Below are 22,636 nucleotides of genomic sequence, written 5' to 3'. Positions count from 1 at the left end.
AGCGTGATGATCTTCAGTGTCAGATGAGAAGTATCAAACGTTACAAAATAAGAGTAATCTCCCTGCAACGCCTTAGACCACATCAACCGCATACTACTTGAGCGAGTGTTTATGGAGCTTACATTTCTTGGAGCGGCCGGAACGGTAACCGGATCTCGGCACCTGCTTGAAGCCGACGGCCAGCGTATTCTTATCGATTGTGGGCTCTTTCAGGGCTTGAAGCAATTGCGGCTTCGAAATTGGGGCGCTTTTCCTGTGCCTCCTGACAGCATCGAGGCCATCGTGCTGACACATGCTCATCTTGATCATTCGGGATATTTGCCGCGACTGGCACATGATGGTTTTCAAGGTACAGTTTACGCCACCCCAGCCACCGTCGATTTATGCCAGATCCTGCTGGCCGACAGCGCTCATATTCAAGAGTCTGATGCGGATTTTGCAAATCGGCATAAGGTATCCAAACACACGCCTGCGATGCCCTTGTACACCCTGAAAGACGTAGACCATGCGATGCGCCAGCTAAAAAGGTTATCTTTCGATATGCTGCATCAGCCGCAGGAAGGCATCAGCCTGCGATTCCTTCGCGCGGGCCATATATTGGGCGCCTCCATTGTCGAGGTTCACTGGAAGGGGTGCAATATTGTCTTTTCCGGAGACTTAGGCCGATACGACGATCCTTTGATGCCGGATCCTGCCGTTGTAAAAAGCGCCGACTATTTGGTATTGGAATCAACCTACGGGGACCGTCGTCATGATCAAGAAGATCCCGAAACCCGGTTGGGAGACATAATTCGGCGCACGGCGGCGCGGGGAGGTACGGTTATCATTCCGGCCTTTGCCGTTGGGCGCGCGCAACTGTTGCTTTGGTACTTGTACCGCCTAAAACAAAAAGGACAATTGCCTGGCAATCTACCTATTTACCTGGATAGTCCGATGTCCGTAAATACAGTGGATGTTTACCGTGGCCATAGTGACGATTTGCGTTTAAACGAAGCCAAATACGCCGCCGCTTTCAATGTCGCTCATTATGTTCGCGATGTCGAAGAATCCAAAGCTTTAGATAACAGCCCTATGCCGAAAGTTATTATCTCTGCTAGCGGGATGGCTACGGGAGGGCGGGTTTTGCATCATTTAAAGCGGTACGCGCCCGACGTACGCTCGTCCATATTGTTCTCCGGTTTTCAGGCGGCGGGGACGCGGGGCGCCAAAATGTTGCACGGTGCAGAAACGGTCAAAATCCATGGCGAATACATTCCCGTCCGAGCAGAGTTACACAACTTATCGATGCTGTCAGCTCATGCCGACACTGATGAAATCATGCGCTGGTTGAGCAATTTTGAAAAGCCGCCAAAAGAAACTTTTTTGGTACATGGCGAACCGGAAGCCGCAGACACTTTGCGATTACGAATTAAAGATGAGTTAGGTTGGTCCTGCCGTGTCGCTCAGGATCTTGAGAAAGTCAGCTTGCGTTGAATTCCAGATGACGAACTTAACCGCTAGCGAGCTGCCCGGGCCCCCCGAAGAGCTGTGGATCAATAAGCTGGGTCCCGGGCTGATTACCGGGGCTGCCGACGACGACCCAAGCGGCATTGCCACTTATTCTCAGGCTGGTGCGCAATTTGGCTTCAGTATGTTGTGGACGACGCTTTTTACCTACCCGCTAATGGTCGGTATTCAAATCGTCAGCGCACAGATCGGCAGGGTTAGCGGCCATGGGCTCGCCACCAATATTCGTCGGCATTACCCGCCTTGGCTGCTTTATTGCATTGTTGGGCTACTGCTTTTGGCTAATACGATCAATATTGCAGCCGATATTGCCGCGATGAGCGAAGCCTTGAAACTATTGGTTGGCGGGGCTACACGTTTCTACGCCTTGGGGTTTGGAATGGCTTCGGTGCTGCTTCAAGTCTTTATTCCTTACAACCGGTATGTGCGTATATTGAAGTGGCTTACACTGGCCTTGCTTGCCTATGTTGGCGTGGTATTTGCAGTACGCGTGCCCTGGGACCGGGTGATAATTGAAACGTTCTTGCCGCACTTGTCCTGGAAAACAGAATTCATAACGACCGTTGTCGCGGTATTTGGCACCACCATCAGCCCATATCTCTTCCTTTGGCAAACTTCGCAAGAGGTGGAAGAAGAGTTGGCAGACCCGAAGGCGCGGCCGCTTAAATATGCGCCGCAGCAAGCACATGCCAATTTTCGGCGCATTAAGCTTGACACTCATATTGGCATGGGGTTTTCCAACCTCATCGCTTACTTCATTATCCTGACGACCGCGGTGACCCTGCATCAGCACGGGGTAACTGATATTCAGACGTCGGCACAAGCAGCATCGGCATTGCGGCCAATAGCAGGCGAATTTGCCTTCTGGCTATTTAGTGCTGGCATCATTGGTACAGGTCTGCTGGCCATTCCGGTTCTGGCGGGATCCGCGGCCTATGCCATGGCAGGGGCTTTTGATTGGAAAAACAGCCTTGAATCCAAGCCATCAACGGCCAGGAAGTTCTATAGCATTATTGTTCTTTCGACCTTGCTGGGCGTCGCGCTGTGCTTTACTCCGATCGACCCGATTAAGGCGCTTTACTGGAGCGCTGTAATCAATGGCGTCATTTCAGTGCCGATCATGATAATAATGATGCTGATGGCTGGCCGCCCGGACATTATGGGTCGCTTTGTGATACGCCGCCGATTACGGAGATTGGGGTGGGCTTGTACCAGTGTAATGGCTCTCGCGGTGGTCATTATGCTGGTGGCGTTGGCCGGTTCAGCATAAGCCCACCGCCTGTGACATAGAGCCAAGGCTTCAGCCAGGTTGCAAAAGAACTTGATATGCTTTAAGCGCTCGGAAGCGTTTTAACGCGGCTCGGCATCCAGTCGCCGAAAAAGCTCAAGCTGCAACTCCAAAAAGAGCACCGACGCCTGCAGTCAGCGCCATTGCCAATGCCCCCCAGAATGTCACGCGCATGGCCGATGCCAACAATGACGAGCCTCCTGCCCGTGCGGCGACCAAACCCAAGAGTGCGAGAAAGAAGAGCGAGCTACCCGCGACATACCACATGAGAGCAGAAGCTGGAAGCAAGAAAACCACTAACAAAGGCAAGAATGCGCCAGCGGCAAAAGTGGCAGCAGAGGCAAATGCGGCTTGCACTGGTTTGGCAGCCAACGTGTCCGATATTCCAAGTTCATCTCGCCCATGCGCTGCCAGTGCGTCGTGCGCCATGAGCTGGCTCGCGACATCCAAAGCCAAGTTTTCGTCAAGACCACGCTTGACGTAGAGGGCCGTAAGCTCTGCGTGCTCCTGCACGGGGTCATCTGCCAGCTCTGTCTTCTCGCGGGCGAGATCTGCCTTTTCGGTATCGGCCTGCGTACTGACCGAGACGTACTCGCCCGCCGCCATAGACATGGCTCCAGCAACGAGGCTCGCGACGCCCGCAATAAGAATGGCCTTGGTGCCAGACCCTGTGGCAGCTACGCCCAGGACAAGGCTCGCTGTGGAAACAATTCCGTCATTGGCGCCTAGCACAGCGGCTCGCAACCAGCCTGTACGGTGGCTCTTATGTTTCTCGCTGTGTCTCATCAGGATCGCAGGCCAGTAGAGTGGTGGAGCAGTTAAATAGTACCGAAGGGGCCGTTCGGCTTACCTTCCGGATGGTAATATAACCGTTCTATATAGCAAAAGTGCAGAAGCTTCATGCTTATTGATGTTGTTACTGAAATTACGGCGACAGGCTCCAGCCTAGGGGCGAGCAACCGTTGCGTTACTCGATCTCAGACATTTTCACGCACTGCTATCCCTGACGCGTTGACTCGGGCACTACTACCACAACGCAAAGCAGGCGCAGCCACCCGTTGGTTATGTGGCTGCTTTCTTTATCGGGGCCTTCCATGAAATACCACTCATCATTGCGCCAGGGCATGCTGGCTATCTGGTTATGCCTGGTCGTCCTGCCCACATGGGCCAGCGACGATTGCGATGCACCGGTGAATCGCTGGCAGACGCGCGAGGCTGTGCGACAGTGGGCGGCAGCACAGGGCTGGCATATTCAGCGGCTCAAGATCGACGACGGCTGCTATAACATTCGAGGTACGGATACTCAAGGACATAGCTTTAAAGCCAAGATTGATCCGGAAACACTCAAGGTGTTGAAGATAAAGCAAGACAATCACCACGGTGCTCAAAAGCGAGATCACGATGACTAGGGCACTGTGTGGCGCATCCCGTCACCCTGCCATAGCATCGGCTTGAACGGACACTGGCCGCATGCTTCGCGGCCAGACTTAATAACTACCGCAGCTATAGGAGCATCACTATGTCCAAACCACTTTCGAACATATTAGCCACCGCCTGCATGCTGGCTCTTCCAGCTCTGGCACACAGCAGCCCAATCACGTTGACCGCTCAACTTAAGAACTACGGCGGCAATGGCGCTTACTTGGCGGCGTATCTGACCGATGCCAAAGGCGCCTATGTGCGTACGCTTTGGGTGGCTGGAGGCAAGGCGAAGTACCACAAGCACTTGTCCGACTGGAGTCGCCTTTCGGCCGGTGACGCCAAACGGCTTGATGGTGTAACCGGCGCTAGCGTGGGATCAGGGCGCTCTCTGAAGGTCACAGCCGATCTAGCGGATGCACTGATTGACGCAGGCTATGAGATCCGCCTTGATGCCGCTGTTGAAGACATGCGAGACAGCCCAGCAGAGGTCCGTATCCCTCTGACCAGAGCCAATGCTGGCAAGCCGCAAGCCGGCAAACAGTACATCCAGTCGGTGACATTCCAATTGCAGTAAAGGAACTCGCATGAGCTGGAAAGCGATCCACCGTTGGCTGGGTCTGACTGTTGGCGTCTTGGCCGTGCTACTGGGTCTCACCGGGGCCTTCTTGGCGATGGACCCGGTGCAGCAGGCGTGGGAGGCGCCCAGCGCTCCGGGAGCTTTGCCCGTCAGCACGCTGGTGCAGCGCGTAATCCACACCATCCCGGCTGCTGAAGAGATTCGCCGCTTGCCCTCAGGTGCCATCGCTGTGTTTAGCTTCGCTGGCGACCAGCCGGAAGCGTCTTACGTAAATCCCGCCGATGGCACAGTGTTGGGAGCTTGGCACGCCTCGGCGGTGCCTCGCTGGGTCAAAAATTTGCACCGCTCGCTATTGTTGGGCGACCCTGGGCGCTGGGCCGCAGCCGGCGTCGCTCTGGCGATGGGCTTATTGTGCATCTCAGCCCTCATGCTTTTGCTGCGACGCGTGGGTGGCTGGAGGCGGCTGACTGCGCGGGTACGTGGTTCGCTGGCGCAACGCATCCACGTGGTCGCTGGCCGGGTAGTACTAGCAGTGCTTTGCTTGACTGCGATCACAGCGCTGACCATGAGCGCCTCTACCTTGGATCTGGTGGCGCTGGACACGAGGATCGAACCTGAAGTCGCCTCACTAGTCACCGGCAGGCCTGACTTGCCCGGAGCACAGCTTGCAACACTGCAAAGCCTCATGGTCAAGGATTTGCGCCAACTGAACATTCCTGGCGCGACCGACCCACAGGACACCTGGAAGGTCGTCACCACGCAAGGCCGAGGCTGGATTGATCGGTACTCGGGCCAGTTGCTGGCATGGCAGGACGCAACCGTTGCGCAACGTGTTTACGACTGGGCTTTGGTGCTGCATACAGGGGAAGCGGCTTGGCCTTGGGCCGTAATATTAGGGCTCACGGGGGCTAGCGTGCTCCTGTTCTGGCTATCGGGCGTTGTCATTTGGTGGCAAGTACGTAGCCAGGCTCCGCATATTACGGGCAACAGCCCGCCGACACAGGCGGACGTGCTGATCTTCGTTGCCAGCGAAGGCGGCAGTACCTGGGGCTTTGCACAGACGTTGCACGATGCATTGAGGAAAAGCGGCCACCGCGTGTACACCAGCCCTTTGGAAGACTTCCGAACCACGGCCTCGGCACGACAGGTATTTGTACTTGCGGCAACTTACGGTGAAGGTCAAGCTCCGGCCCACGCCAGCCACGCACTCAAGCACATTGCCATGCTCAACGCCGGCGCCGTGCCGGTGACGGTGTTGGGCTTTGGCGACCGGCTGTTCCCTTCCTTCTGCGCGTATGCCGAGGCACTAGACCAGACATTGCGTGCTCGGGGCTGGTCTTCGCTGCTACCGCTCGAGCGCATCCATCAGCAATCGGGTCAGCAGTTTGCGCGCTGGGGCGTTGCCCTGGCACAGGCTCTCGGCGAACCGCTAGTGCTGGAACATGTGCCGCGCGTGCCTGCCACCGTTGCTCTTACTCTTGTTGCGCGGCAAGACTATCCCGATGCTTTCGGGCAGGCCGCGGCGATATTGCGCTTTTCGTGGCCTATACAAGACCTGGGCGCGCGTCTGCGCGGGCGCGGCCTGGCGCGATTTGCCGCGGGTGATCTCGTGGGCATCTTGCCGCCGGGTTCATCCGTGCCGCGGTACTACTCCTTGGCGTCAGGCTGGGAGGACGGGTTTCTGGAAATTTGCGTGCGCCATATGTCCGGGGGCCTCTGTTCTACCCATTTGCTGGGCCTCCAGGCAGGGGATTGCATCGCTGCCTTTATCCGGTCCAACTCCGGCTTTGCGCTGCCGCGATCACGACAGCCTGTGCTCCTGATCGGGGCGGGAACAGGCGTGGCACCACTGGCCGGCTTCATCCGCCGCAACGACAGGCGAAGGCCGATGCACCTGTACTTCGGAGGGCGTGATCCAACGCGGGACTTCTACTTTGGGCCAGAAATCCAAGGCTGGCTGGCCGACGGGCGCTTGACGACTTTGCAGACGGCTTTCTCGCGCGTACCAGGCGGCGGCTACGTGCAGGATGCCCTGCGGCGGGAGGCCGAGCGCGTGCGCGACCTGATAGCGCAAGGCGCGATCGTGCGTGTTTGCGGCAGCCGAGCCATGGCGCAGGGTGTAGCCGAGACTCTGGACGTGGTACTGGCACCGCTGCGGTTGAGCGTATCGGCGCTAAGAGCAAAGGAGCGTTATGCCGAAGATGTTTTCTGAGGCTGCTGCGTCTTGTAAACGGACCACACTGCACGGTGCGACCATGGGCACACGTTGGTCAGTCAGCATGGATGTGGACAACACCGAGAATCTTGCGGCCTTACGCCAGGCCCTTGCCACTGCGGTGGAACAGGTGGACGCGCAGATGTCCCCATGGAAGCCAGGCAGCGACCTTACGCGATTCAATCGCGCGCCCGTAAGGCAGTGGGTAAACCTTTCCGCCGAAATACTGCAAGTACTGGACTGTGCGCTCGATATTCACCGCTTGAGTGCCGGCGCATTCAATCCATGCATGGGGATGCTTGTAGATGCCTGGGGATTTGGCGCGGTGCGCGATGCACCCGACGCACAAGCGATACGCGCCGCACGCCAGTGTGCCGCTCTCACGGCGAACGCAAAGCTTGAGCTCGACATTCCCGGCGGCCGTGCTCGCAAGCATGCACCTTTGGGGCTCGATTTGTGTGGCATTGCGAAAGGATACGCGGTAGACCGCATGGTGCACATGCTGCAGCAGCATGGCGTACGACATGCGCTCGTAGCGCTCGACGGTGAGCTGCGTGCTGTAGGAGGCCAAGCCGGCGGCGTGCCCTGGGCTGTGGCGCTTGAACGTCCCGATGTGGGGTGCCGGGCGGTGCACGGGGTCATCGAGCTGGAGGAACTTGCCGTGGCTACATCGGGGGACTACCGACGCTATCTTGAAATAGGCGATATACGTATCGCGCACACAATGGACCCACGCCGCTGCGCTCCCGTGAACAACGCCGTAGCCTCGGTCACGGTCCTTGCGCGCACCTGCATGCTTGCAGATGCTTGGGCCACGGCCTTATTGGTGGCGGGGCCAGACGAAGGTCTGAGCATGGCACAGCGCATGACAATGGACGTGATGTTCCTCTTGCGTCGCGCTGAAGAGTTAACGGAGGTAGGGTTGGGTCGTTTTGGCACGCCTCCTGACCGATCAAGCCTTGCATGCCACCCGAGTTGAGACCAGCAGGTTAGAGTTGCGCCTGGCGCTCGACCCGGCCATAGGTAGTCCCGTCAGGCTAAAACCAGTGATTAATAACCATGAAACGAATAAGTAGTACCAGGAGCAGCAAGGCTACGAACCTCTTAGTCTCAGTCCCTTTATAGCAGGCAGACACAATTCTACCGATTCACGGCCCGCTTCGATGGCTTGCTGTGCCCGATGAAAGTCCAGTAGCCCCAAGTGAGCAAGCTTAGGCGTGATGATGATGTCCGGCGGTTCACCCGCCATCCGGCTACGGGTGATGCGTACTTGCATAATATTCAAGCTCGATGCTACGACGTCTAGCACCGATGGTAGCCTGTGCTCGTCGCTCGCATCGGAAAATAGCGTGGCCCCGACCTCGGACTTGATCTTACGTACCCATTCAGAAGCGGGAGAGCCCGACTTACTGGTCTTGACAGGCGGTTGAATGAGGTGCCTGCCTAGTGTGTCGGAGCTCAAGTCGACAGCTATCACAATATCCGCGCCCATTGCATGGGCAAGCGACACAGGAACAGGATTCACCAAGCCACCATCGACCAGCAGCCTTCCTGAATGCCAGACAGGGGCAAATAGGCCCGGCAGGGCAATGGAGGCGCGTATGGCGTCTAGCGCCGATCCGCTGCGCAACCATACCTCTGCGCCTGTGTGCAGGGCCGTCGCGACCGCTCCAAAAGGAAGTTCCATGTCTTCTATGGAACAGTCGATGAAGTTCTGGCGAAAAAATGCCATCAGACGCTCGCCCTTCAACACGCCGCCGTTGAGCGCGATGTCCATGAAGCCGACTACGTTCTTGATTGTAAGTCCGACCGCCCAGTCTTTAAAGCGCTCTATTTCTCCGACTGAATAGGCGGCGCCGACCAAGGCACCGATGGACGTCCCGCACACAATGTCGGGCCTTATCCCATGCTCTTCCAGAGCCAGAATGACGCCGATGTGAGCCCAGCCTCGCGCTGCTCCACCACCTAGGGCCAACGCGACTAAAGGACCGGAACTGGGCTTCGGGGATATGATCGTCTCCTTGGCCTTGCGGCACAGTGATGTGTGAACGAAGTGCGATAACTCGGGTTATTGTAATCCGGCCAACGCAGGCAGCGAGACACCGTTGTTCTTTTGCTGCTGCGCTGTCTTGGATCTGCGCTGTCCGCATGTTCTTAAGGACATGTACCAATGCCGATGATGGATGGATATTGATTGTCGTCAAGGTATTGGCCATTTTCTGGCGCATAATTGCAAGACGCGAGGTGTCGAGAGGAAATATGTATGAATGTCGGGTCTGGCGCGCAACTGCCCCCGGGGCTAAGCTCTACGGAAGCTGCCTGCCGCCTTCTTACGGAAGGCCCCAATCGTTTACCTGACAACGCCCGCAAGTCAGTGTGGACGATGCTGGGCAGCGTCGCGGCCGAACCCATGTTTATCATGCTCTTGTCCGCTAGCGGGATATACCTATTGTTGGGCGATAAAACCGAGGCCGCATTCTTAATGGCCTCGGTGTTTATCGTCATTTCCATAACGCTACTTCAGCAACGAAGGGCCCGGCGGGCGCTGGAGGCATTGCGCGATCTGTCCGCGCCGCTAGCCCTCGTAATCAGGGACGGACAACCAACACGCATCCCGGGCCCGCACGTGGTTCGCGGAGACCTTCTGGTGCTGCATGAAGGAGACCGTATCGCTGCCGATGGGGTTCTTCTGCGCGGCAGCATCTCGGTTGATGAGTCTTTGCTCTCGGGCGAAGCGATAGCCATCGAGAAAGTCGCACCGCCCGTTTCGGAGAGTACGGTCGGAGCAGCGCCAGTGGCAGACGCAAGCAATGCAGGGCTACCGTTGCTGTTTGCAAGCACTGTGGTCACAAAAGGCGAAGGAGTAGTGCAGATAACCGCTATCGGAACCGAAACGGCAGTCGGCAGAATAGGGGAGTCCTTGAGCAGAGTGGAATCCCTGCCATCCGGGCTGACGCTTGCATCTCGCAGGATCGTTTGGCAGATGACGACGCTTGGCTTGCTGATTGCGGCCCTGGTCTTTGTGGTTTCCTGGTCCTGGGACGGCAGGCCATTGCTTGATAGCTTATTAGCCGCGATCGCATTGATCATGGCGGTCCTTCCAGAAGAGATACCGTTAGTGCTTACCGTGTTCTTGGCTCTTGGCGCATGGCGAATGGCAAAGAAGAAAGTCCTTACCCGACAGATGTCCGGACTGGAAGCGTTGGGGGCCATCACTATTCTAGCTGTCGACAAAACAGGCACGATCACGCAAAACCGCATGAAGGTTGCGCAATTATCCACTGAAACCGCGCAGTTTCATGATGACAATTCGACGCCCTTGCCCAATGAGTTTCACGAACTTTGCCGAATTGCCATGCTGGCTAGTCCTGCCGATCCGTTCGATCCCATGGAGAAAGCCATTCAACAATTCGAGCAGCGCAGCTTGAAGGAATCCAGGCGACCGGGAGAAGGGCTGCGCCAGGCGGCAAAGTATGACTTGTCTTCCAGCGTTCTGGCTATGACCAATGTGTATAGCGCTGAAGAATCTTCAGAGTACCTGATAGCCACCAAGGGCGCGCCTGAGACGATCCTCGACCTATGCCGTCTTCCCGAAAGAACCCACGAAGCGATGCAGCTTCGCGCCGCCGCGATGGCTGAATCGGGCCTCAGGGTACTTGGCGTGGCCAAAGGGTCGTGGCACGCCGAGAACCTTCCGCCGGACCAGCGGGATTTTAATTTCATTTTCCTGGGGTTCGTCGGATTTGTCGATCCCCCGCGGCCCGACGTGAAGCAAGCTATTTCAGAGTGCCGCTCGGCAGGCATTCGGGTCATCATGATGACTGGCGACCATCCGGCCACGGCGAGAGCAATTGGGCAGCAGGTCGGTCTGAGCGAACGATTGGACCTCATTACAGGAGCCGAAGTCGCAGAGATGAACGACATAGAGCTAGCGAAAAAATTGGGCTATATCGATTTGTGCGCTCGATTGAAGCCTGAGCAGAAATTGCGGCTTGTACAGCTACTGCAAAGAAATGGCGAGGTGGTCGCGATGACGGGAGACGGCGTGAACGATGCGCCGGCCCTTCAGGCAGCGAATATCGGTATTGCCATGGGCGAGCGCGGCACGGACGTTGCACGCGAAGCCGCTGACCTGATTTTAATGGATGACAGCTTTGCCAGCATTGTGCTATCGGTAAGGCAGGGGCGCCGCATCTACGACAATATTACCTGCGCGATACGATTCATTTTCGCTGTGCACGTTCCTGTGGTGGCCTTGGCGCTTTTTCCAACCTTGTTTCATTGGCCGATCGTCTTGTTTCCACTTCACATCGTGCTCCTGGAGCTCATTATCGATCCCTCGTGTTCTATCGTGTTTGAGGCGCAGCCTGAAAAGTCCGATATCATGAAACGTCCTCCGCGCGAGCTAACTCACACGCCATTTTCGCTTTCCAACCTAGGTTACGCCATCGTCCAAGGGGTCGGCATCAGCTTCATTCTGCTGTTGGGGTATTGGATGCTGGGCAGCATGCCTGCATTAAGTGAAACCCAGGAGCGGGTCATCGTCTATATATCGCTTGTTGCCGGAGTTCTCTTGTTGGTCGTAAAAAATGGCGAGTTTTCCGTCTCCTTGTCTGCAGGTGCAAGTAAAAGCAGTAATCTTTTGATTGGGTTCATCGTCTTGATTACAGGACTGTTGATCGCCATAACCACAGTTCCAATGGCCAATGAAATTTTCCAGTTCCGTCGACCGGAATTTTTCGATTGGGGATTTGCCGCGATCATGGTCGCGATTATGGCTATCTGGCTTGAGACCTTCAAAAGAGCCATGCAGCGCTACGCCAACTAATCATGTCGTATATGCATCGTATCGGTGGTGCCAGCAGGGGAGGTAAGCGCTCGGGTGAGAGCAGTTGTTTCATTATGAAAATTACCTTTCGGAACTCATCTTCATCCTTGTGTACTATGAGTGATCTGACGGCAATAATTTTCGAGATTCTCCGGTAGATCTGTCGGACAAACACCACACTGCCGATTGCCCGGCACGGCATAGTCGATAAACTTCGGATAAGGCAAGTTCAGGCTGGCCATTATGTACGTGAACTCATCGAGCGTTTTGTCACCGCCCAATCGCGGGTTGCGAGCCTTTTCCTGTGCAATAGAGGACACATGGCGCCCAACGTAGTCATGGGCCGGATATACGAGCGTCTCATCCGGTAGTACAAACAGCTTTTCTCGGACGCTTCTGTACAACGTAGCGGCGTCGCCGTTCTGAAAATCGGTACGGCCACAACCATCAATCATCAACGCATCGCCAGTAAAAACGCGGTCATTGAAGATGTATGCGAAATGTCCATCTGTATGACCCGGCGTATGGAGAGGATGCAGCATGATGCCGCCAACTCCAAACGGCTTGCCTTCCTCGACACCGACGTCAGCGCATGGCAAGCAATCATACGCCGGCGCGGCAATCTTGCTTCCCATCATCCGCTTGAACTCTAGCGCGGCGGTAATGTGATCAGCATGTATATGGGTTTCGACAGTGTAGGCGAGCCTCAGACCAAGGCCTTGAACTTCGGCCAAATCGCGGTGCATTGCTGAGATGACTGGATCAATGAGAATGGCCTGACCACTTTGCTCGTCACCCAACAAGTAGGTATAGGTGCTGGACAGAGGCTCGTATAGTTGTCGAAAGATCATGGCGGCTCCGCATCAGGTTATTAAAAAATCTATATATACCAAACATTATACCTTTTTATATATATTAATAATGTATAATGTATATGTAAAGTACATTTTCGCCCGGTTCCTTATGACTACCTCAGAGCAAATTGACTTTTTAAAGCTTCAGGCGGCCGCCGGAAGAGCGTGCGACCTCCTGAAAGCTCTTGCCAATCCGCATCGTCTCCTTCTACTGTGCCAGATGACTCGGGGTGAGCACTCTGTGAGTGCGCTGGAGAGCACTACCGGCATTCGACAACCGACGCTTTCGCAGCAACTAGCCGTATTGCGTGAAGAACAAGCAGTGCATACGCGCCGTGAAGGCAAGCAGATTTTTTACAGCATCGCTAGCCAAGAAGCGCTGGCTGTGCTTGAAGTACTGTACAAGTTGTACTGCCCTAACGATGAGAAGAAATGATATGACGATTGACTGGACTCACTTCACGCCATGGACGTCGCTTGTTGGCGGTCTGATGATTGGTTTGGCAGCTGCAATGTTTTTGTTCTTCAATGGCAGAATTGCAGGTATCAGCGGTATTGTAGGCGGTCTATTCAGGCCAGCCAGCGGCAATATTGCATGGCGCCTTGCTTTCATTGCTGGTATGTTGGCCGCGCCCATAATCTATGCGCTTGCACGACCCCTTCCAGACGTCCGAATCGATGCCGATTTGCCGACTCTCATTGTGGCCGGGTTATTGGTTGGAATCGGCACTCGCTACGGATCCGGCTGCACCAGCGGACATGGCGTGTGCGGCCTGTCTCGACGCTCACCGCGTTCGTTGGCGGCAACGCTGGCATTTATGTCGGCCGGATTTGTGACTGTCTACATCGTGCGCCACGTTTTTGGATAAAGGGAGCCAAGATGGTATTGCTTATGGCGTTGATTTCCGGTCTTGTATTCGGCCTTGGACTGATTGTTTCCGGTATGACAGACCCATCCAAAGTACTCGCATTTCTGGACCTGACTGGAAACTGGGACCCTTCGCTCGCGTTTGTGATGGCCGGCGCTTTAACAATAGGCTCGCTCGCTTTTCCGTTCGCAGGCAGGCGGCGGCATTCAACGTTGGGCGAAGCAATGCATTTGCCGACGGCGACAAAAGTCGACCTGCGGCTTGTGCTTGGCAGTTTGACCTTCGGGGTCGGCTGGGGGTTGGCGGGATATTGCCCCGGTCCAGCCCTGGCATCGCTCGTTCAGGAGGGCATAAAGCCCCTGATATTTTTCGTTTCGATGGTCGTCGGCATGCTGGTGTTCGAGGCTTTGGAACGAATAAAAAATCAGACACCTTGATTTGCATTGATCTTCGAATAGCATACGATGAGTTCATAATCCCTTTGCGCGCTTCCTCGATGTTTTCGGCAGTATTGGCGCTCGGGCGGCAGTTGTTTAGAACACGTCCAGGACGCGCCTCAACTCCTGATCATAAGAAACAACTGCCATGGAAGAACAAATTTACACACAGCAAGGTGAAAACATATTGGTCACTACCGAAGAGCGGCCCTATGATGTCGTGATCGTGGGTGGCGGGCAGTCTGCTTTGGCTGTCGCATACTTTTTAAGGCGCACCTCCTTAAGCGTCATGCTTTTGGATAGTGCCCACGCACCGGGCGGTGCCTGGGTTCATGGCTGGGATTCCTTGCGCCTATTTTCTCCGGCCCAGTGGAGCTCCTTGCCGGGTTGGAGTATGCCGTCAGTAGAGGGCTATCCAACACGCGATGACATCGTTGACTACTTAGCCCAATACGAAAAGCGCTACAATTTTTCCATAGAAAGGCCAGTGTTGGTGACGGACATTTGTCGCGACGATGGCGGCTTTATCGTGCATGCGGACCAAGGTGTGTGGCGCGCCCGTGCGGTTATCAGCGCAACGGGTACCTGGAGCCACCCCTATGTACCGGTTTATCCGAATCGCTCGTCTTACGTTGGGCAGCAGATGCATTCCGCACATTACCGCAACGCTACGCCATTTACTGGCCAAGAGGTACTTGTCGTAGGCGGCGGTAATTCGGGTGCCCAGATTCTGGCAGAAGTGTCTGGCGTGGCCAAAAGCACGTGGGTCACACAAACTGAACCGATCTTCCTGCCAGATGACGTGGATGGTCGGGTGCTGTTCGAACGCGCCACGGCCAAATGGAAAGCACGGCAAGAAGGGCGGGTACTGCAGGATCCACCCGGTGGGCTAGGCGATGTCGTGATGGTGGACTCGGTCAAAGCCGCGCGGGAACGGGGCGTGCTTAAAGCTGTGCGACCATTTCGGGAGTTCGCCGAAAATGGCGTGATTTGGCAAGATGGATCGGAAACCGCATTCGATGCGGTCATTTGGTGCACTGGATTTCGTCCGGCACTGCGGCATCTGGAGTCACTGGGTATTGTTACGCAAGAAGGCAAGGTTGCGCTTTCCGGAACTCAATCGGTCAACGTACCCGGTTTATGGTTAGTGGGTTATGGCGAATGGACTGGCTTTGCCTCGGCAACCCTGATCGGAGGCATGCGTTATGCCAAAGCGACGGCGCTTGAGGTGGCTCAAGCTCTGCAAGGTGAGCCTCTTGCGCAACAGTAAACAAATGCGATATGGCTAATATTCAGGTTAATCCGCTGGAGGCATCTTCCATCTGACCAGTAACAGCCGACAGTCCGCGCGGGCTCATCAGAGCCCGCGGTATCGGCAAATAAGCGCATGGGGATCGTTGTACTACTGACCTTTCCCAGCATCACGCTTGCCAGAACTCTTGCGCCAGTCATACAGCCAACAGAGGCCGCTAGAACACGCCCAGGCGCAAGGCAAGTGCCGCCAGAGTAACAAGCAATACAGGCAAGGTCAGCACGATACCCACTTTGAAGTAATAGCCCCACGTAATGGTCATCCCTTTGCGTGCCAGCACGTGCAGCCACAGAAGTGTGGCGAGGCTGCCTATGGGGGTAATCTTGGGGCCCAGGTCGCTGCCGACGACGTTGGCATAGATCATGGCTTCTTTCACCACGCCCGTAGCCTGACTGGCGTCAATCGAAAGCGCCCCGACCAGAACGGTAGGCAAGTTGTTCATAATGGACGAGAGCAGGGCGGTGAGTACGCCGGTGCCCAGAGTGGTCGCCCATAGACCGTGGCCGGCAAAATAATCGAGCAGACCAGCGATCATCTCAGTCAATCCCGCATTGCGCAGCCCATAAACAACAAGATACATGCCCAAAGAGAAAATCACGATAGACCAGGGCGCTTCGCGTACGACTTTACGCGTGCTGATCTTGTGCCCCCGTCCCGCCACAATAAGCAACACAAGCGCTCCGAAAGATGCAATGGCGCTGACCGGCACACCGAAGGCTTCAAGGGTAAAGAAGCTGACCAACAGCAAGCCCAGTACTACCCATCCCGCGCGAAAGGTCGCCAGGTCGCGAATCGCCGTTTTAGGCTCCTTGAGCTGGCTATCGTCATAGCAAGCCGGAACGCTGCGGTAAAAATACAGCAACAGAACCAGCAAGGTGGCGGCAACTGCAACAACGTTGACCGGAACCATGACTGCGGCATATCGCGCAAAACTGATATCGAAGAAATCGGCGGAAACAATATTGACGAGGTTCGATACAATGAGCGGAAGGCTGGCCGTGTCGGCAATAAAGCCTGCAGCCATGACGAAAGCCAGTGTGGCTGCAGGGCTGAACCCTAACGCCAAAAGCATGGCCATGACGATGGGCGTCAAGATCAAAGCGGCTCCGTCATTGGCAAAGAATGCGGATACCGCGGCTCCCAGCAAAACAATAAGAACGAACAGTCGCCGGCCATGCCCGCCGCCCCATCTGGCGACATGCAGCGCCGTCCATTCAAAAAAGCCTGCCTCATCCAGTAGCAGGCTGATTATGATGATCGCCACGAATGTAGCGGTCGCGTTCCAGACGATCTGCCAGACCACGGGTATATCGCTGAAGCCGACGACGCCGAAAATCAATGCAAGCGTTGCGCCAATCATGGCGCTCCAGCCAATATTCAAGCCGCGCGGCTGCCAAATGACCAGGACAATGGTGACAATGAAAATCAATAATGCGGCAAGCACGTGCGATATCTCTTTACGGCAAACAGAAGGGCGCCCAGGGGAAGGGCATTGGAGCTGATAGTGTCAATTTGCAAACGCTGACGACGGCACATCAAGGCAGAATATCGCCGATGCGATCCAGTTCAGTTTTCAGGCGAATCGGATCATGCTTTAAATCAGCGTGTGGCAGCGCCAGGAATGCTTCAATGCGGGTTCGCAAAATGCGGTATGCGGTATTGAACGCTGCATCGATCTGTTCGCCAGTGCCGATGGCTCGGGCCGGGTCCTCAACACCCCAATGAGTCCGGATGACGCGGCCCAAGTACGCGGGGCATGTTTCGCCCGCAGCGCTGGCACAAACTGTGACGACCAGATCCGGGTTATGCGGCAGATTATCCCAGGACTTGCTGAAATAGCCGTGGGTTGCAATCCCTTCACGCGCGAGCAGCGTCAACGACCGAGGATGCACATGGCCGGTAGGATGGCTGCCGGCGCTCATGGCATGCCAGCCAGCAGGTGCCAGGTGATTGAAAGTGGCTTCAGCCAGGATGGAGCGGCACGAATTACCCGTGCATAGGAAAAGGACGTTCATAAAAAAATGGTCAAGCGCGGGTTTTCTGAGCCACAGAGTGGGCATGGGAACTTACCGGCGAACATGGATTGCCGCCGCAACAGTTTTCGGTGAGATAGGCCAGCAGCGAATTCATGGTTTCGTATTCGGCTGCGTAAAAGACAAAACGTCCTTCCTGGCGTGACGACAACAGTCCCGCATTCACCAACTCTTTCAGATGAAAGGACAGCGAGGAGGGCGCAATGCCAACTAATTCTGAAAGCTGCCCTGCCGGCAAACCCGCTGGGCCGGCTTGCACCAGGCAGCGATAGGCTTCCAGCCGAGACTCGTGGGCGATGGCGGCCAGTGCGCGTACTATATTCTTCGTTTCCATTAATCAATAATACTCGAAATGTAAAAATAATGATACCCAGCCAGATACGGTGCGCCGTCGACATACAACCACGACGTCAGCCAGGTTTCAGAATAAGTTTGAGGTGTTTTAAAAGCGCAGAAGTGTTTAAGCGATTATCACGAGAGCAATTTTTTAGACAGTCGACTTTGAGTCGCCATCAATCGGGAATACTTGGCCGGAAATGGTCCGTGCGTGGGGCCCTGCAAGGAAAATGGCCAGCGCGGCGATGTCGGCCGGATCGATGAATTTCTTGACCGCCTGGTTGGCCATCGCCGCATCGGTTTCCGCTTCTACAGTGCGTCCCGAAATTTTGGCACGGCCCTCAAGGACAGAATGGAGCCGTGGCCCTTCGACAGCACCCGGGTGGATGGAATTGGCGGTAATGCCAAACGGTCCAAGTTCAAGCGACAAGGTCTTGGTAAAACCCACCAGTCCCCATTTAGTCGTGGAATAGGCGACCCGGTTCGGGTAGCCGAAACGTCCCGCCAGCGAAGACATGACGAGGATGGAGCCGGCAGAAGATTGCTTGAGCAGAGGAATGGCACGCTGAGTGACCATGAACGTTCCCGTCAGGTTGATGCCGACAACGGCGTTCCAGACATCGATTGGGTAGTCGGCCACTGGGCTTGTAGCGCCAGCGATGCCCGCATTGTTGACGAGCACATCAAGGCCTCCCAATTGGCTTTGCATTTCACCAAAGAGTCTATCCAGATCCGCCGCTTGGCTGATGTCGCCTACGGTTCCGGTTATCTCGGGATATTGTCTGGTAATTTCCTGTACAGCCTCTGCATTGACATCGGCGATGTGCACGCGAGCGCCGTCGGCAGCAAAAGCCTTCGCAATGGCAAGGCCGATTCCGCCAGCGCCGGCGGTGACGAGTACGCGTTGAGTCATGATTGAATTCTCCGGATGGACATGCAATGGTGGACATTTTAGTTGTTCAAGCAATCTACGCCTTTCACCGGCGGAGTCAACGTGCGATACCATCACATTAGGCAAGCCAATAGCGCTCTGAACTAAATTAGGCGCATTTCATAATGCAAAAAGCAATTTTTGGCAATGGACTGCCGGATCATCTTAAAGTTAAATCTTAAGTTTCGCTTCAAATTTAGTTCCGGTTTTTTACGCCTATTTAAAAAGCAATCTTATTTTGGAACTAAACTTGACTCATTGATGCGGGATCAGAATTATGCTGGGCTTCTTGAGGCTGCACCCGAAAAGCGTCTAGCTTAATGTACTGAATAGGACCATAATATTTACCCTAACGGATATCAATGAGCAACTGCCAAACCCTGAGACAACGTAGCCGCAACATCAAGTTTTAAACCGGCTCATTCGGAAGAGGGAGATTCTTCTGAACAAGGAACATCTATCGCCTCGTAATGCGCAACGCCTTCGTCTTTTCGATGCCTATCGAGGACGAGGACGTAGAAATAATAATCTTTTTTTGGTCTATAGCGTAAAGACGAGTCGGGATTGGGTGCTACCAAGTGACAGGCATTTGGTGCATTGGATTCATTATTTAGAAACAAATCCTGAGGTTAAGACTTTCGACTTTACATCCGAATGCGATTGGGATGGCGATCACCTCTGGGTCGTTGACGTCATTCTTTCTAATGGCACCCGAATAAATCATCAGGTCGGGCGTGGTGCAGAAGAAAATGGCGAACTAATTGCACTGCAAAAAGGCTCTTGGAAAGATCAGGCTTCACGCTTGGAGAATCGTGTTTTTACCGACGATGACCTCCAGCCTTTTGTAAAATCAAGCCTGCATTGGCTAAAGGCCATCGGATTTGCAGCAGCCTTGCGGAACTATGAATACCCACATCAAGCCCTTATTCTGCTTGAGTATTTCAAGCAATACAAAAATGGGAACCTTGGACAGATTCTGAAAGATCTTAATGTATGTGAGCATGAGCCGGCTGTAATTTTGGGGTTGGTAGCTCGCCTCGCCATTAAGGGGCACATCCAGCTAGACCTTGCTGACGGCAGCTTCGGGTACCGTACCCGCTGGATCTGGTCCGTCAAGGAGTATTGATATGTGGACAAGAAGGTCCGCACTCACGTCGGCATTGCCTATTGCACTCTGGCCTACTGTCAATAGTCAAGCCTTGAGTCCCGAGCAAGCGCGAAAGTTTGCTGCTCACAAGGAAGCAATGCAACTCTATTTTGCCGATGAGCGGGTTGACGACATTGTGCATAGAACGGGAGTGCCAAGACGGAACTTAGCGCGTATGGCGAAGAAATGTTTGTTGGAGGCGCCTGACGGGAGGATTTTTGGCTTTCGGGCACTCATTCCGTATATACGGACAAGTTGTTATCAGCGCCATGCGCAAGTGCAAGACAAGCGTCAACATCAGCAGGGTGGGCAGGCCGGAGCATTAGGTGCCACGCTCGTACGATTTCCAGATTTAGAAGATGAGCTCGTGAAATGCATCAAACAGGATAGCAAGCACAAGCAGATTCCAGAGAACAAGCTTCGAGCGAAAGATCTTCATCGGCTCTTTATTCAGTGCGTAAAAGGGAAGGGAGTATCTGAGTCAGAGTGGCCGTTTACAACACAGTACCTTGGGGTGCGCACAATCCAGAAGTATATGAACCGAGTGCTTAATGATAATTTTTCTCGATCGGTTTTTTCTCGTGAAGGGTCTGCAGCCAAAGCACATATGAACGTCGGAACGGGACATGCTTCTTTCCTTACGTTTGAAGAACCTTATGATGCGGTGGAAATAGATGCATACAAGCTAGATGCTCACTTTACTGTTGCTTTCGAAACCCCTGAGGGAACGGAAACGGAAGTTCTATTAGAGCGTTTATGGTTGGTTGCTGCCGTTGAACGGGCCTCAACGGCTATGCTTGCTTATGACATGGTCTATCGAAGTGAAGTGACTGCGGACAATATCTTAAAAGTCATTCGGGATGCCTTAACAAAGAAATGGCAACCCAAGGCTTTAACCTTGCCACTGAACTATCCGCCTGGAGGAGGATTACCTAGCGGCATAATCCCAGAAGCTTATGGCGCAGTATGGAACGTGCTTTTGTTCGATGGGGCGCTGGCCCATCTATCAAGTGCTGTCCATGATCGTGCTCGTAAGGAGCTTGGCTGTGTTATTAGCTGGGGGGCTCCCGGGCACTTCGAAAGACGCCCGAATGTAGAACGCACTTTTCGGCGTATAGCGGATGATATTTTTAAACGACTACCCTCTACGACGGGATCGAATCCATACAACGGTAGGGCTCCGGACGGAGAAGTCAAGGCGTTACGTTACAAAATTCGAGCCAATGAGGCCGGGCAAATGCTGGATGTGTATCTTGCCCAGCATAATGCGACCCCCTGCGAAGGTATTTCTTTTCTTACGCCACTTGAGTACATCAGGCATTTTTTGAATGATCAGTACGCGGGTTTTGTGCTGCGTACGCTACCTGAAATTAGTAAACAGGGAGCGAATATGTTTTCGGTTACCGAAGAAGTCACCGTCCGCGGAAGTATCAAAGATGGCCGTAGACCTTATATACAGCTCGATCGGGTTCATTACACCAGCCCTGTGTTAGTCGAACTTGGCAATTTAATCGGCGAAAAAATGTTTGTCGAAATTGATGAGGATGACATGCGCCAGGTGAAAGCATTCTTAAAAAATGGTGCAGAATTAGGGTTCCTGACCGCCAAAGGACGATGGGCGGAGTCAAAACACAGTCGGCGCACACGTAAGGCGATAAACAGCCTCGTCTCTAAACGCATTCTCATTATTTCCGAATTTGACGATCCTGTACGTGTTTATCTTTCCCATTTGTCAGTACAAAATAAGCAGCGCTCGACAAGTCCTATACCCAGAAAGCAAGCTACCGATGCTACTCGGGTAGCTAAAGAGGCAAATCTGCCGTTGAAGATAGGAGCTACGCCTACTCGACAGACAAATCGTGTTTCTGATATCCCAGCTATATCTGCCGTCGCACCACGTCGGTCCTTGATGGATAAAGATCCGCCGGTGCTACGATTAGTGAAAAATCGTCGCTAGGAGAAGTCCGTGCTCGATAATAAAACAGTTAGCCAACTTACCGCAGAGCAGCGGGCCGCTCTTCTAGAAACTCACCCTGTTTTAGAAAAAAATTATCGACTGCCAACTCCGATGATGGAACGTACGTACGCGCTCATCCGTGAACGTGTCTGGATGAAGAGAACGGGAGTATATCTTTATGCTAGCCCTCGTACAGGAAAAACTACCTGTGCAGAGGAGACTCAAGCCTTACTATTTTCGGAATTTCCAAAGTTTCATATTTTGCGAATTGCCGCTAGACGAACTCAACGTCCTTCAGACGCACATATGTTTCGGCTGATTTTAGAAGGCATGAATCATGCATTAAGTAAGAGGCCGGCAGCTGATTTACTCTTTCATAATGTCAAGGCGGACATTATGGTGCAGCTAGCGGCTCGAGGGGGCTCACATTTTGTGCTGATAATCGATGAAATGCATAGGCTCAACGACTTAGATCTTGAACAGCTTTTAGCCGTGCATAACGCGTTGCAGATGGAAAAAATTGGTATGACCACCATTTCCTTCGCACAACCAGAAATTAGGCAAAGAGTCACTGGGCTGATGACAAGAGGGCAACATCAGTTGCTAGCGCGGTTTCTTGCTGAACCGATTTTATTTGAAGGCTGCCCGTCTGTAGACGATCTCCAGAAAATATTAAATTCCTACGACTGTAGGTCGGAGTACCCAGAGGGCTCAGGATGGTCATATACACGATTCTTTTTACCGCAAGGATATGAATCCGGATTTCGTCTCAGTAATTATGCAAACGAAATATGGGAAGCGCTTTCGTATGCACTCGGTTCATATACCATGTCGCGCGTCAACTATCTTGGCCGGTGCGCGTCAATTATCTTGGCCGGTTGACGCTGGGCAATTTACTGAGTTGATGCCATCCTTTTCAGGGAT

General features: G+C 54.1%; 21 protein-coding genes. 14 read left to right on the top strand and 7 right to left on the bottom strand.

The window, feature by feature from the left end; all coding sequences use genetic code 11:
• The first annotated feature begins 111 nt into the window (after positions 1-111).
• The gene (locus tag DFR37_RS00105) at positions 112-1,473 is read left to right on the top strand and encodes an MBL fold metallo-hydrolase RNA specificity domain-containing protein (protein WP_113931221.1); all 1,362 of its coding nucleotides are present in this window, start codon (positions 112-114) and stop codon (positions 1,471-1,473) included.
• A gap of 7 nt (positions 1,474-1,480) precedes the next feature.
• Entirely contained in the window at positions 1,481-2,776 is a 1,296-nt protein-coding gene (locus DFR37_RS00100; RefSeq protein WP_113931220.1) for an NRAMP family divalent metal transporter, read from the top strand.
• 114 nt (positions 2,777-2,890) lie between these two features.
• On the opposite strand, the gene DFR37_RS00095 is transcribed toward DFR37_RS00100, so the two are convergent.
• The gene (locus tag DFR37_RS00095) at positions 2,891-3,580 is read right to left on the bottom strand and encodes a VIT1/CCC1 transporter family protein (RefSeq protein ID WP_113931219.1); all 690 of its coding nucleotides are present in this window, start codon (positions 3,578-3,580) and stop codon (positions 2,891-2,893) included.
• Positions 3,581-3,888: 308 nt separating this feature from the next.
• Between DFR37_RS00095 and DFR37_RS00090 the strand changes: the two genes are divergently transcribed.
• The 4 genes from DFR37_RS00090 (at position 3,889) to DFR37_RS00075 (ending at position 7,987) form a co-directional block, all read left to right on the top strand.
• Positions 3,889-4,203 carry a PepSY domain-containing protein gene (locus DFR37_RS00090; protein ID WP_113931832.1) on the top strand — a complete coding sequence of 105 codons (315 nt, stop codon included), beginning with the start codon at positions 3,889-3,891 and terminating at the stop codon, positions 4,201-4,203.
• 110 nt (positions 4,204-4,313) lie between these two features.
• The gene (locus DFR37_RS00085) at positions 4,314-4,790 is read left to right on the top strand and encodes a DUF2271 domain-containing protein (protein WP_113931218.1); all 477 of its coding nucleotides are present in this window, start codon (positions 4,314-4,316) and stop codon (positions 4,788-4,790) included.
• 10 nt (positions 4,791-4,800) lie between these two features.
• The gene (locus tag DFR37_RS00080; RefSeq protein ID WP_113931217.1) at positions 4,801-7,005 is read left to right on the top strand and encodes a PepSY domain-containing protein; all 2,205 of its coding nucleotides are present in this window, start codon (positions 4,801-4,803) and stop codon (positions 7,003-7,005) included.
• Entirely contained in the window at positions 6,986-7,987 is a 1,002-nt protein-coding gene (locus tag DFR37_RS00075) for an FAD:protein FMN transferase (RefSeq protein ID WP_113931216.1), read from the top strand. The genes DFR37_RS00080 and DFR37_RS00075 overlap by 20 nt, the downstream gene beginning before the upstream one ends.
• A gap of 114 nt (positions 7,988-8,101) precedes the next feature.
• Here the strand turns inward: DFR37_RS00075 and rssA are convergent, their stop codons facing one another.
• Positions 8,102-8,983 (bottom strand): patatin-like phospholipase RssA, encoded by an 882-nt coding sequence (gene rssA / locus DFR37_RS00070; protein ID WP_242341690.1) that lies wholly within the window; start codon positions 8,981-8,983, stop codon positions 8,102-8,104.
• 288 nt (positions 8,984-9,271) lie between these two features.
• Between rssA and DFR37_RS00065 the strand changes: the two genes are divergently transcribed.
• A complete protein-coding gene (locus tag DFR37_RS00065; RefSeq protein ID WP_113931214.1) occupies positions 9,272-11,836 on the top strand; it encodes a cation-translocating P-type ATPase in 2,565 nt (854 codons plus the stop codon).
• A gap of 101 nt (positions 11,837-11,937) precedes the next feature.
• Here DFR37_RS00065 and DFR37_RS00060 read toward each other — a convergent pair whose 3' ends face one another.
• On the bottom strand, positions 11,938-12,687 hold the full coding sequence (locus DFR37_RS00060; RefSeq protein ID WP_113931213.1) for an MBL fold metallo-hydrolase: 750 nt from the start codon (positions 12,685-12,687) through the stop codon (positions 11,938-11,940).
• Between the two features lie 112 nt (positions 12,688-12,799).
• On the opposite strand from DFR37_RS00060, the gene DFR37_RS00055 reads away from it, so the two are divergent.
• The 4 genes from DFR37_RS00055 (at position 12,800) to DFR37_RS00040 (ending at position 15,266) form a co-directional block, all read left to right on the top strand.
• Entirely contained in the window at positions 12,800-13,126 is a 327-nt protein-coding gene (locus DFR37_RS00055; protein ID WP_113931831.1) for an ArsR/SmtB family transcription factor, read from the top strand.
• A 1-nt stretch (position 13,127) separates the two neighbouring features.
• Positions 13,128-13,559, top strand: a complete 432-nt coding sequence (locus tag DFR37_RS00050; protein WP_113931212.1) for a YeeE/YedE family protein — start codon at positions 13,128-13,130, stop codon at positions 13,557-13,559.
• Positions 13,560-13,570: 11 nt separating this feature from the next.
• Positions 13,571-13,996 carry a YeeE/YedE family protein gene (locus DFR37_RS00045; protein ID WP_113931211.1) on the top strand — a complete coding sequence of 142 codons (426 nt, stop codon included), beginning with the start codon at positions 13,571-13,573 and terminating at the stop codon, positions 13,994-13,996.
• Positions 13,997-14,144: 148 nt separating this feature from the next.
• On the top strand, positions 14,145-15,266 hold the full coding sequence (locus DFR37_RS00040; protein ID WP_113931210.1) for an ArsO family NAD(P)H-dependent flavin-containing monooxygenase: 1,122 nt from the start codon (positions 14,145-14,147) through the stop codon (positions 15,264-15,266).
• A gap of 199 nt (positions 15,267-15,465) precedes the next feature.
• Here DFR37_RS00040 and DFR37_RS00035 read toward each other — a convergent pair whose 3' ends face one another.
• The 4 genes from DFR37_RS00035 to DFR37_RS00020 all read right to left on the bottom strand — a co-directional run bounded on the left by DFR37_RS00035 (position 15,466) and on the right by DFR37_RS00020 (position 18,590).
• Entirely contained in the window at positions 15,466-16,752 is a 1,287-nt protein-coding gene (locus tag DFR37_RS00035; protein ID WP_113931209.1) for an arsenic transporter, read from the bottom strand.
• A 91-nt stretch (positions 16,753-16,843) separates the two neighbouring features.
• Entirely contained in the window at positions 16,844-17,323 is a 480-nt protein-coding gene (locus tag DFR37_RS00030) for an arsenate reductase ArsC (RefSeq protein WP_113931208.1), read from the bottom strand.
• 10 nt (positions 17,324-17,333) lie between these two features.
• Positions 17,334-17,675 (bottom strand): ArsR/SmtB family transcription factor, encoded by a 342-nt coding sequence (locus tag DFR37_RS00025; protein ID WP_113931207.1) that lies wholly within the window; start codon positions 17,673-17,675, stop codon positions 17,334-17,336.
• Between the two features lie 153 nt (positions 17,676-17,828).
• Positions 17,829-18,590, bottom strand: coding sequence for an SDR family oxidoreductase (locus tag DFR37_RS00020; protein WP_113931206.1), 762 nt, complete (start codon positions 18,588-18,590; stop codon positions 17,829-17,831).
• Between the two features lie 607 nt (positions 18,591-19,197).
• On the opposite strand from DFR37_RS00020, the gene DFR37_RS00015 reads away from it, so the two are divergent.
• The 3 genes from DFR37_RS00015 (at position 19,198) to DFR37_RS00005 (ending at position 22,594) form a co-directional block, all read left to right on the top strand.
• On the top strand, positions 19,198-19,734 hold the full coding sequence (locus DFR37_RS00015) for a hypothetical protein (protein ID WP_147251574.1): 537 nt from the start codon (positions 19,198-19,200) through the stop codon (positions 19,732-19,734).
• Between the two features lie 73 nt (positions 19,735-19,807).
• Positions 19,808-21,712 (top strand): hypothetical protein, encoded by a 1,905-nt coding sequence (locus DFR37_RS00010; protein ID WP_170139791.1) that lies wholly within the window; start codon positions 19,808-19,810, stop codon positions 21,710-21,712.
• 9 nt (positions 21,713-21,721) lie between these two features.
• Complete coding sequence (locus tag DFR37_RS00005; RefSeq protein ID WP_113931203.1) at positions 21,722-22,594, top strand: ATP-binding protein; 873 nt, start codon at positions 21,722-21,724, stop codon at positions 22,592-22,594.
• The last annotated feature ends 42 nt before the right edge of the window (positions 22,595-22,636 follow it).

This window comes from Eoetvoesiella caeni (assembly GCF_003315175.1).
Taxonomy (GTDB): Bacteria; Pseudomonadota; Gammaproteobacteria; order Burkholderiales; family Burkholderiaceae_B; genus Eoetvoesia; species Eoetvoesia caeni.
Note: the sequence above shows the minus strand (reverse complement) of the source record. Positions and strands in the feature narration are given on the sequence as shown.

What these genes read in the sequence shown, in the direction of transcription:
- DFR37_RS00105 (WP_113931221.1), top strand. Translation starts at nt 112, where the DNA reads ATGGAGCTTACATTTCTTGGAGCGGCCGGAACGGTAACCGGATCTCGG.
- DFR37_RS00100 (WP_113931220.1), top strand. Translation starts at nt 1,481, where the DNA reads ATGACGAACTTAACCGCTAGCGAGCTGCCCGGGCCCCCCGAAGAGCTG.
- DFR37_RS00095 (WP_113931219.1), bottom strand. Translation starts at nt 3,580, where the DNA reads ATGAGACACAGCGAGAAACATAAGAGCCACCGTACAGGCTGGTTGCGA.
- DFR37_RS00090 (WP_113931832.1), top strand. Translation starts at nt 3,889, where the DNA reads ATGAAATACCACTCATCATTGCGCCAGGGCATGCTGGCTATCTGGTTA.
- DFR37_RS00085 (WP_113931218.1), top strand. Translation starts at nt 4,314, where the DNA reads ATGTCCAAACCACTTTCGAACATATTAGCCACCGCCTGCATGCTGGCT.
- DFR37_RS00080 (WP_113931217.1), top strand. Translation starts at nt 4,801, where the DNA reads ATGAGCTGGAAAGCGATCCACCGTTGGCTGGGTCTGACTGTTGGCGTC.
- DFR37_RS00075 (WP_113931216.1), top strand. Translation starts at nt 6,986, where the DNA reads ATGCCGAAGATGTTTTCTGAGGCTGCTGCGTCTTGTAAACGGACCACA.
- DFR37_RS00065 (WP_113931214.1), top strand. Translation starts at nt 9,272, where the DNA reads ATGAATGTCGGGTCTGGCGCGCAACTGCCCCCGGGGCTAAGCTCTACG.
- DFR37_RS00060 (WP_113931213.1), bottom strand. Translation starts at nt 12,687, where the DNA reads ATGATCTTTCGACAACTATACGAGCCTCTGTCCAGCACCTATACCTAC.
- DFR37_RS00055 (WP_113931831.1), top strand. Translation starts at nt 12,800, where the DNA reads ATGACTACCTCAGAGCAAATTGACTTTTTAAAGCTTCAGGCGGCCGCC.
- DFR37_RS00050 (WP_113931212.1), top strand. Translation starts at nt 13,128, where the DNA reads ATGACGATTGACTGGACTCACTTCACGCCATGGACGTCGCTTGTTGGC.
- DFR37_RS00045 (WP_113931211.1), top strand. Translation starts at nt 13,571, where the DNA reads ATGGTATTGCTTATGGCGTTGATTTCCGGTCTTGTATTCGGCCTTGGA.
- DFR37_RS00040 (WP_113931210.1), top strand. Translation starts at nt 14,145, where the DNA reads ATGGAAGAACAAATTTACACACAGCAAGGTGAAAACATATTGGTCACT.
- DFR37_RS00030 (WP_113931208.1), bottom strand. Translation starts at nt 17,323, where the DNA reads ATGAACGTCCTTTTCCTATGCACGGGTAATTCGTGCCGCTCCATCCTG.
- DFR37_RS00025 (WP_113931207.1), bottom strand. Translation starts at nt 17,675, where the DNA reads ATGGAAACGAAGAATATAGTACGCGCACTGGCCGCCATCGCCCACGAG.
- DFR37_RS00020 (WP_113931206.1), bottom strand. Translation starts at nt 18,590, where the DNA reads ATGACTCAACGCGTACTCGTCACCGCCGGCGCTGGCGGAATCGGCCTT.